Annotated in this window: 8 protein-coding genes and 1 pseudogene; 8 read left to right on the top strand and 1 reads right to left on the bottom strand. The window is 39.2% G+C overall.

All coding sequences use genetic code 11. The features are described from left to right. Positions 1-109 precede the first annotated feature (109 nt). From AB4298_RS05800 to AB4298_RS05785, 4 genes are all read left to right on the top strand, one after another. Positions 110-448: a hypothetical protein gene (locus tag AB4298_RS05800; protein WP_371986007.1), complete on the top strand. Its 339-nt coding sequence runs from the start codon at positions 110-112 to the stop codon at positions 446-448. A 131-nt stretch (positions 449-579) separates the two neighbouring features. Continuing rightward, positions 580-984: a DUF6678 family protein gene (locus AB4298_RS05795; protein ID WP_371986006.1), complete on the top strand. Its 405-nt coding sequence runs from the start codon at positions 580-582 to the stop codon at positions 982-984. A 92-nt stretch (positions 985-1,076) separates the two neighbouring features. After that, positions 1,077-1,463 (top strand): hypothetical protein, encoded by a 387-nt coding sequence (locus AB4298_RS05790; protein ID WP_371986005.1) that lies wholly within the window; start codon positions 1,077-1,079, stop codon positions 1,461-1,463. Between the two features lie 93 nt (positions 1,464-1,556). Continuing rightward, positions 1,557-1,928 carry a hypothetical protein gene (locus tag AB4298_RS05785; protein ID WP_371986004.1) on the top strand — a complete coding sequence of 124 codons (372 nt, stop codon included), beginning with the start codon at positions 1,557-1,559 and terminating at the stop codon, positions 1,926-1,928. A gap of 409 nt (positions 1,929-2,337) precedes the next feature. On the opposite strand, the pseudogene AB4298_RS05780 reads toward AB4298_RS05785, so the two are convergent. Continuing rightward, positions 2,338-3,492: pseudogene (locus tag AB4298_RS05780) on the bottom strand (IS110 family RNA-guided transposase). 125 nt (positions 3,493-3,617) lie between these two features. Between AB4298_RS05780 and AB4298_RS05775 the strand changes: the two are divergent. The 4 genes from AB4298_RS05775 to AB4298_RS05760 all read left to right on the top strand — a co-directional run bounded on the left by AB4298_RS05775 (position 3,618) and on the right by AB4298_RS05760 (position 7,634). Further along, the gene (locus tag AB4298_RS05775; protein WP_371986003.1) at positions 3,618-3,953 is read left to right on the top strand and encodes a DUF2314 domain-containing protein; all 336 of its coding nucleotides are present in this window, start codon (positions 3,618-3,620) and stop codon (positions 3,951-3,953) included. 232 nt (positions 3,954-4,185) lie between these two features. Continuing rightward, positions 4,186-5,202, top strand: a complete 1,017-nt coding sequence (locus AB4298_RS05770) for an IS110 family RNA-guided transposase (RefSeq protein WP_371986002.1) — start codon at positions 4,186-4,188, stop codon at positions 5,200-5,202. An 831-nt stretch (positions 5,203-6,033) separates the two neighbouring features. Further along, the gene (locus AB4298_RS05765) at positions 6,034-6,711 is read left to right on the top strand and encodes a tetratricopeptide repeat protein (RefSeq protein ID WP_371986001.1); all 678 of its coding nucleotides are present in this window, start codon (positions 6,034-6,036) and stop codon (positions 6,709-6,711) included. Positions 6,712-6,713: 2 nt separating this feature from the next. Further along, a complete protein-coding gene (locus tag AB4298_RS05760; protein WP_371986000.1) occupies positions 6,714-7,634 on the top strand; it encodes a hypothetical protein in 921 nt (306 codons plus the stop codon). The last annotated feature ends 569 nt before the right edge of the window (positions 7,635-8,203 follow it).

Raw genomic sequence — 8,203 nt, 5'->3', positions numbered from 1 at the left:
TCTGACTGCCAGATAACTAGTAAAATCAAAGGATTATTTATCTTCGCTTCGCGAGGTGTTATAAATAACCTTTGTTTTAAGCGTTATATTTCTCTAGAGGTTGGGAGTAATGATTAAAGTTTTAGTGCTTATATCTTTGATTTTATCTGGTGCATTATTCGCAACTGAAACGATTAACCCTAGAATAATGTCCATATCAGCTAATGTTAAATTTGATGGCTACTTTTTAGAAGCAGATTCATCAGGCATTATCCTTGATGACTCGACAGGTAAATTTACTTTAGTTTTAGATTCGCATAATAAAATTTGGTTTGATGATACCTTTATGATTTCCGAGAAAGAAAAAGCACAGATTAAGCCTCATTTAATCAGAATGTTTGAGACAGCAACGAACAAAAAAGATAAAGCAGTATTAGCTTTGTTTTTAAAGAGTATTCTAGAAATATAACAAGCAATTAAATCAGGACAAATAACAGTTGGTTTTTGCTCCTGCGTCGCTTATTTTAACCAACTGATATTTGCCCATTAATGTGGGCGTTAGGCAATCACATGAACCATCTTCCATCGGCGAAAACTGGAATGACCGACGAGATTCGCCGCAAGGTTCTTAGAGTCTGCACAGAACGTGGTCTTGCTAGTGCCGCGAATAATACTAAGTGGGATAAATTTCTATCTGCCATTCGTAATAGGGAAGAATGGAGACCATCGTATCGCTGTAAAGTCATCGATGGGGGTATATCTGGTTGGGATACTGAGTGGTTTTATCACTTGCCGTTTCCACTTATTTATATCGAGTGGCTAGATATTGGAATGCATCAAGAAACAAATATTGGCCGTCTGGCTAAGCCAAGGATCACTGATCATAGTGAGTGGATTATCCCTCTCATTAAAAGCGCAGGTTTTGAATATCAAGTATCTGGTGATGTTGTGCGAGTTTTTGCATACTTACCAATGAATCTAGAGGATTTCCCACCTAGTGCCTAACAAAAGCAAGCAGTCGGAGCGGTTTTAAGCTGCTTTCGTTTCACTCAATCAACTTAAAACACGCCCGCTGTTGCTGGCGTTAGGTTTCGCACATGTTTGGCAGTATTGTTCTAGCAAGTATTATTCAATTTGGTGAAGTGAAAGGATGTTCAGATACCAGTATTGAGCTATTAGAAGAGTTTAAAACTGAAATTGTGTATTTAGATAATACGCCTGAGTTATTCCCTAAAGGTACAATAAAAATTGCTGCTTCTATGCCTCCAATCTGTCAAGTTGTTAACTCGCAGGTTGAAGTTGAGTTTGATATAGATAATCAAGGTTATATTGTTAATTATAAGGTTATATCTAACATACCTAAGCGGGTACACTCAAAGGCAATTAAAAAAGAACTCATGCGTACACCAGTGTATAAATCGGCTTGGGGTTTAAAGAATAATAAGGTGCTTGTTAATTACATTCAGTATAAAAGCAAAACCTAACAAGAAATTAAACAAGGACAAAAAACAGTTGGCTTTTTGTTCACTACGTTCACCTATTTTAGCCAACAATTTTTTGCCTGTTAATTGGGCGTTATGTGTTTAGAGGTTGCTGTTATTAAATCGAACAAACTTAGTTTTATATTTTGTATTATTTCTCTTATTGTGACTTCCTCTGTGTTGTCTCGCGAAATCATCGATAGTAAAACTAGTGGATTTATTTTTGATAGCCAAAATGAAATACGTATCAAAGCAATCGATTTTGCAAAACTGGATGGTAATTTACCCAATAAATTATTAAATAGTTTAGCTTTGACGTCTGAAGGTGACTCAATAATTAAACTTGAGCCTTTTGATTCTAGTGGTGAAAACCTTATAAAAATCATATATAAAAGCCGTCTGGTGGTTGACGTGAAAGTTAAAGATAGAAAATACGATGTGTTTTCTGTAGGGTACTCTATTTACTGAAACACATAACAAGCTGTTAAATAAGGACAAAATACAGTTGGCTGTTTTCGTCCCTCAACATTTTAGCCAACTAATTTTGCCCATTAACAGGGCGTTGGTATGACTCCCCACGTCAAGCAGAACATGACGATACCGGCCTAAATACTTAAGCCTTTATCTTTTATTCTCATCCAAATTGGATTGAGCTAACACAGTCGATGAAGCAAGTAATTTCGTCGGTTGTCATGCTGATATCCGTGGATTACTTATCTTTCAATAAGCAGCGCCTACCTTACATAATCCGTCGTGACACCTGTCTTCAGTCTATGTTCGTGGTTCAATACAGAGTTAACCGTATTGCCATCCTAACGCCCTCGGTGATCGTGTCACATCCGATGCTTGACCCACTGTATTAGCTCAAAATCGTTTATCATGCAGGTACTCTCGACAACCGTAGTTTAGGGTTAACTTTTGTTAGTACTACTTCTCGTGAAATAGCCCAAATATAAGCAATCATTTCTCTGGCTATGGCTGTCACGACTACGTTGTTATGTTTACCTTTGTACATGAGTTTTTGGTATCGACTACAAAGCCTAATCTGCGCTTGCCATGCAATATCAATGATTTCTTTTGGTAAACCTTCTTGTCTTATTTGCATCTCGGTTGAGATCTTAGCGGGGTAGCGATAGGAGTGAGCCCCTTCGACTAATAGCCGTCTTGCTCGACCATTACCGCATTTCGTTATCGCACCCACATGCCGCTTTCCACCACTCGAGTGTTCCGATGGAACTAGGCCTACATAGCTCATTAGTTTCCTTGGATGATCAAAGCGAGTTAAGTCTCCCAACTCTGCAATAACACCTGCTGCTACCAGTAACCTGACGCCACGTAGAGCTTGTATGGCTTTGACGACAGGATAGTAACGCCACTTTTTAACGTGATGCTCAAGTTCATTGTCTAGGCGTTTTAGCCTCGCGATCCGCTCTGAAATGGTTTGTAAGTATTCTTGCAAGACAATCTGTTGACTCGGGTGCGGCAATATCAGTTCAGTCAGCCAGCGTAAGTGCTTTAGCGACCAATTAGCAGTGCCTCTGTAGTTAATGTTGTTTCTTAGCTGAAGCGCTTTAAGCTGGTATTTGGCATCTTTTAAATCTTTCATCGCGGTCTCACGAGCACGAGATAAATCGCGGATAGCTTCATCTTCAGGCTCTGGAACATAAATCGCGGTAAGATCTTCCGACTTAAGCAGCTTTGCTAATTTAAGCGCATCACGTTTATCGGTTTTAATTTTCTCACCAGGCTTTTTGGGAATAAGTGAAGGGGCTATAACATAGCAACAGTGACCTAGGCTGGTAAGCAATCGGTAGATCTAGTAACCGCAGGGACCTGCCTCATACACAAAGTGTAAGGTTGCTTCTGGATACTTAGATTGAAACTGCCTAGCCAGTTTAGTGATAGAGGCTTTCGCACTTGAAACTCGTCCAAAATGAACCGCTTGCGCTCCTCTTTGATCTTCAATATAAGCAACTTCTACAAATTCTTTATGTGTATCAAGGCCAATAAAAAGTATGTTATGTTTATTCATGCTGATCTCCGATTTAGTTTCTTTAACAAAACTATTATGGCTCTGGCTTTCAGCTAACCCACGATTGATTGGAGATCAGCATCTTTAGTGGGGAGTCATTATGTCTAGGTGTTTCGAGGGTTTAGATGATTCTGCCAACCTATGAAAAAGATCATTATCAATTGGATAATGGAGAAGAATTAAATAAGGAATACCCAGACTCATTCTGGATTCCTGAAAAAGAAGTTAGGGAATCTCTTAAAGTAGGCAATTTGGTAAAGTTAATCTTCAGTATGGAAGAAACTATAGGTTCAGATGAAATTTCGGTTGAACGTATGTGGGTAGAAATCACAGCAGAGTATCCTAATTACTATGAAGGAAAATTAGATAATGATCCTGGTGGCAGTGATTGTGTGATTTGCGGACAACTTGTCACTTTTCAATCTAGCCATGTAATAGATATTTACGAAGAAAACACCTAACAAGAAAATAAAGCGGGACTGCTAACAGTTTGCTCGGTTTCGCTTCGCTTCACATTTTAGCAAACTATTAATCAGCCCCTTATTTGGGCGTTACCGCATACCTAATTGCCATACTTTCCCTAATGGCAGTCGTTGCTTTCAAAGCTTAAGCTCTAACCAATTAATAAGATGGTACGCCCCAACCTAGTGTTAAACTCCAGTTTGTCTGGTTAACAAAGAAGAGGTGATCATCATGTCTAACTTTCGCGTTATAGGGATTGATTTAGGTAAAAGCACATTTCATCTCATTGCTCATGACTATGCTGGGAGGGAAGTGCTTCGTAAGAAATTAACCAGACCGAGGCTAATTCAATTCTTATCCATTCAAGAGCCAACCATCATTGCAATGGAAGCTTGTGGTGGCTGCCATTGGCTTGCTAGAAAATGTGAGTCATATGGTCACCAAGTTAAATTGATACCCGCTCAATATGTAAAACCTTACGTTAAAACTCACAAAAATGACTTCATTGATGCGGATGCCATTGCTGAAGCGGCAATGAGGCCCAGCATGAGATTCACCTCACCAAAAAGTGAAACCGCACAAGTCGCCACTGTTATTCGTCGTATACGTTCGGGCTACATCAAAGAAAGAACTGCCTGCATGAATAGAATTGGCTCTATTTTACTTGAGTTTGGTATGAGCTTTCCTAGAGGCCATGCTCATATGAAAAAGCTGTTCCAATGGCTAGCAGATAAAGGAGAACCGATCCCTTTAACATTAATGGTCGAGTTGCAGGAGTTACATGAATACTACAAACATCTGAACGAATTAATAAAAAAACAAGATAAGAAATTGCAGTTGTTACTTAATGAAAACCCATTAATGCAGTTACTACAGTCAATACCTGGTGTAGGGCCAATGACTGCTGCTTGTTGCTTATCAAATGTAGGGAACGCATCAGATTTTAAGAATGGCCGAAATTTTGCAGCTTGGCTTGGACTGGTTCCGTTTCAATACTCCACAGGGGGTAAGACAAGGATGCTTGGCATTTCTAAACGGGGTAATAAAGAACTGCGAGAATTATTTGTTGATGCCGCACGAGTCATTGTGTCAAGACCTGAGACATCTGAGCGGTATTTTGGTCTTTGGTTAACAGAGCTAAGAATGAGGAAACCGTTCAATGTTGCGGTTGTCGCATTAGCGAATAAATTAGCGCGTATAGCTTGGTCAGTAATGACAAGCCAGAAAGCGTTTGAGTTAAGAATTTAAATCGAGTTACTACTGAGTTTGCAGATGATAAAAATAGATGACAAAACGGTTAGACCACCAGATTGAAGACCTGATGGACAGAATAGCAATTAATATGCTTTCTCATTTTTGAGGACAATCTGGCGCGGATCTCATCGTAGAGCTGGGACTAATGAAGGTCTCAATAGACTCTGAATACATTAGCGCAAACCAACTCCTGTTATCTTGCTTTATTATTTGCAATAACGGGGCGTACCATACATTCTGTCCAGAAATGCTTTAGAGTGTTAGCTCTAATTCTTGTAATCTCCAAGGGACTTTGTTGGTTTGCTAATTACCAAGGGAAAATGACGAATCAAGCTTGATTTAAGGATGAGAATCATTAGGATGAAAGGTGAGCAGATTACCTATAAGTGGTGTTTTTAATGCTTCTGGACTGTTGGAGGCTTACCCTATAGCGGAAAATTTAGGGGGCCAAATAGGGGCCAAATTTTTAGTTATAAAGACTTATAATGAGTTATCAAAATGCTCATGTAACCGCTGAAACTCCCATTTCATCACTTATTATCACTTATCATAGGTCTAAGTGCTGATGGCATGAAGATGCCGTTCTAGTTTAAACTGGAGGGCCAAATAGAGCCCGTTCCAAGTTATTAAACGCTTCAAAGCTCAAGCATTTGCTTGGGCTTTTTTGTATCCAGATAAGTTGTTTTGGAGACATTTAATATTTGATTTTAGCTTAGTTATTCGGTTGCAGCTGTGACAAGGTTCTGTCAGACTTCGGTCGGTTTTCCATCTTCTACATAAAGTTGCGTGCCAGTAACGCATATTGCTATCGGTTTGGATAAAATAGTGAAACAGAAACTCAAAGGACTGGGATTAACCTTCGTCATATTCATCGTTATAGTGATCTTTGATTCACTATTTGGTGCGCCACCTATAGCCCTCAGTGGTATAGAGAAATACAGTAATAAAGTATCAGTTAAAGAGGCTAGAGAGTTAGGCTATATCCTTTTTAATAATAAACAGTATCCCCAAGCAAGAGTATTTTTTGAACCTTCAGCTCAGCAAGGTGATGTGGGAAGTCAACTAGCACTGGCTACACTCTATTTCTATGATTTGACGACTCAAGACAATTATCAACAAGCGTATCGTTGGTTTAGCCAAAATAGCGATAATGCTTTTGCGCAATACTATTTAAGCTTGTTATATCACTTTGGTCATTACGTCCCACAAAGCCCATTAAAGTCGCTATTTTGGCTTGAAAAATCAGCAGCGCAGTCTTTCCCTGCCGCTCAGCATAATTTGGCTGTTTACTATTTTAACCTAAGCGATTATCGAGAGGCCTATCTTTGGGCTATGTATGCAAGATCTAATGATTTCTCACAGTCACGAAGTCTAGTGAAACAAGCTGGCGAACACTTGTCGCTAGCTGAAAAAGCCAATGCTGACCAAACTTACAGAAACACTAAAGCCAAACATCGCTGGGATGATGAACAGATCAGCTCATTGTTAGACCAGGTATTTTAATTATGAAGATAAGCACGCTTTCATTGGAGTTAGCATCTGGCCAAACTCAGCAGTTTGGTGGAGTAACTAGCCTGACCGGGCTAAAGGTTCGACTTAAAGAGATCCTTGATAGTGTGGTCTTTGAAGAGCTTGAAGAAGATGCTAGTGGCGCCCTTACTATGCCTATGTTGATTGTGCAGGCAAAGATCAAACAGGTTGAAATTACCTTTACTTACGACCTACTCAGTAAAGAGGACGGGTTGTTAGCGTTGTATTACACCAATACTAAAAAAGTTAAAGAGCGACAAAAGGAATTTGGCTTTGTGAGTTTTGCCGAACTAGAACAACATTTGCAGAGACTCTTGAGCGAGAGTGAGAGTAAGTTTGTTGAATACTATTTTCCTAAGCAAACTCGAGTTAGCCAAGCGCTTAAATATGCTGGCATTGCTTATATTTGTGCAGCTTGTTTTGGGCTTCTTTCATTAGTATTTTTTGCTGATTTGATTTGGCGCGATGATTTTTTTCAAAGCGCATTTATCGCTGCAGGCATTACTTACATCATGACTTTACCGGTATTGTTATTTAAGGCTTTGTCTCAAGAAGGAAAAGAGCGGGCTGCGCTGCTGGGGCAAAGCACGAGTAGACAAATCTTAGCGATACTGGTTGGTAACGTTATTTTTAGTTGTGCGGTCATTTTAGGTGGTTGTCATTTACTACACAAGGTTACTGCAAAGTCGCTAGAAATGGATGTTACTTTTAGCGATAAACATCGAGATTATTGGGGTAAAAACTGCAAGGGCGGCGTTAATATTGAGCACTTTTTTGGCGCTGTTTGTTTGGAGGATAGAGCCTATTGGAAGGTTATTCGCCCCGGTATGCGCGCCGTTGCACAGGGAGAGTCATCTGCTGTCGCTTTTAATGTGAAGGCCATCGAGCTTAAATAGTCGCACTTAAGAAACTTAAGGTCCTTATTTAGTCTGCACTTTGTACTTCCCACTATCTACTATTCCCTCAATCATTATTGCCCTTCAAAACTGATTCATCGGCGTATCAAGCTGGTTGCTCAAGTCTTGATAGTTTACCTGGTGGATAAGTGCTTACTAGCGATATTAGCTACCCCACACTGTTTAACTTATTGGTTACAAGCGCTACTTTTATTTAAAATCTGCCTTTAATCAATCTAGTTTATGAAAATACTCTCTCTGCATTTCCTCTGTGGTTCAAACATCTATTTTATATGCTAAAAACAAAATAACTCATTGAAAATGTTTGGCTTGTAAGTATGTTTGGTTTTTTGTTTAACTTCCGATTTTAGCGTAGCATTACTTAAAATTGTTGCGAGATTGTAATTGATGGGTTGGTTTTGCGCTTACTAATGTTGCTACATGTATACTGGTATGATAGGTTGACTGCATGATGTCGAGATAGCTGGATATTAGTTGTTTTAAAATTTATCAATTTAAACGTTAGTTACATCAGAAACAGTTGCACATTGAATTAAAACTATAAAACT

It is taken from the genome of Shewanella sp. 10N.261.52.F9, from assembly GCF_041471165.1.
Lineage (GTDB): Bacteria > Pseudomonadota > Gammaproteobacteria > Enterobacterales > Shewanellaceae > Shewanella > Shewanella marinintestina.
The sequence above is the reverse complement of the archived record's forward strand: the minus strand, read 5'-3'. Positions and strand labels throughout refer to the sequence as shown.